Annotated in this window: 1 protein-coding gene; it reads right to left on the minus strand. The window is 64.9% G+C overall.

The genetic code is table 11. The features are described 5' to 3' along the window. Window positions 1-68: 68 nt before the first annotated feature. A partial coding sequence (locus DK254_RS16620; protein WP_109934695.1) for a DUF2235 domain-containing protein occupies window positions 69-1638 on the minus strand: 1570 nt, incomplete at its 5' end.

The following is a 1638-nucleotide window of genomic DNA, read 5'->3' on the forward strand; positions in this document are numbered from 1 at the left end:
GCCGGTGGGCGCCGCCGGCACAGCCGGCCAGCCCGAGCACCAAGCCCAGCAGTACCAGGATTCTGAATCTACTCATTGGGGTGCTCCTTGCGCTGCATACCCTCGGCTGGGCGATGGATGAACGCCACGTCCAGGGCGCTGTTGTTCCAGCCCTTGGCGGCATTCCAGTTGGCCGAGAGGTGGATGTAGCGACGGCGCAGCAAGGCGGTTTCCTCGGCGGTGAGGGGCGTGAAGGCTTCGCCCAGGGCGAAAGCCTGCAACTTGGCGGCGATGGGCTGCAGTTCTTGCGGCAAGGCCATGCGGTCGTCGTTCGGGTCTATCGGATCGAATGCCACCCCGGCACGCACCGCCCATTCCCGCATGATGCGCAGGTACACCAGCGACAGTTCGCCGCGCACCTCTCGCTCGCTGGCGATGGCGGCGTACACCCGCTTTTCCGCCACCGTGTCCCGTGCGCGATGGCGCACCTGCACCGACCAGGTGGCGACACTCAAACCCTCGGGCGGTACATAGGCCGACCAGTGGTGCAGCTCCCGATCGAAGCGCTGCCTGGTGCGCCAGTGGGCCCCGCTGCGCTCGGTGGCGAGCGAGGCGATCTCGAGGCTGCTGTCGGGCTTGCTCAACAGCAGTTTCTCCCTGGCCTGGGGCAGGTAACCGCCACCGATGTCCGAATGGCAACCCGGGAGCACGATGTCCAGCTCGGCCTGGGTCAGGGAGAAGTTGTGGCGGTATTCATGATCGGCCACCAGGTGAACCACCTGGCGGGCCGTGCCCGGTGCGAGCCGCAGCTGCAACCCGGAATTCCTGGCATTGTGCGGGCTGAAATCGAGGGTCTGCGGCGAGACGATGCCGGCCACGGTATCGAACAACCCGATGAAGTTGAGGATGACGTCGCTGCGATGGCGCCAGACGAACCCGGGTACCAACAAGGACGAGCCGGCGGGCAGCGAGCGGGCCAGCAGGCTGTTCGCACCCTTGAGCAGGTCGTTGGCGCAGTGCCGCGCCGCCGCCGCGCCCCGACTGAAGCCGAACAGGTCGATCTCGATCCGACGAATTTTGAGGCCGGGGTTAGTATCTTGCAGTAACCGTAATTGCTTCAGAGTCAGCGCCGGCATCTGTTCAACCCGCACCACCACACCGGTATCCCCGTGGCCAGTGCCCTGGCTATAGAGAGAGTCAGCCAGGCCACTGCTGGTGCCGATGCCTTCAAGATAAACCTTGATGTGAGCTTCCTCAGCTCCTGGCGACAATTGCACGAGCGTATCGTCCGGATAGAGGCCATAGAGACGCGCGACATTGCTGAGGTCATTGCCATAACTGTTGTCCGGCGCCCCGCCCTGGCCGTCATAACCCAGGGTCGCGCAATACTGGCGAATGTCCTCGGCGACTTCCGCAGCCAGCCCCACATCGGCGGCGAAGCAGCCGGCAGCAGCCGCGCTGTTGGCCTCGTTGTTGCCGGTGCCGTCGAAGAACAGGCCCAGGCGCAGCACGATGCCGGCCTCCTCCAGCTCTTCCTCTTCCTCCTCCTCTTCCTGAAAGTTGTTGACGAGCGGTTTTGGGGGCTTCAATGAAGCTGCGGCTAGCGGCATCGCGACAACGGGGGATGGCGGTGCGGCTGTCGCGGCCCTGAGGTCACCC

This window comes from Pseudomonas sp. RW407, assembly GCF_003176655.1.
Classification (GTDB): Bacteria; Pseudomonadota; Gammaproteobacteria; order Pseudomonadales; family Pseudomonadaceae; genus Pseudomonas; species Pseudomonas delhiensis.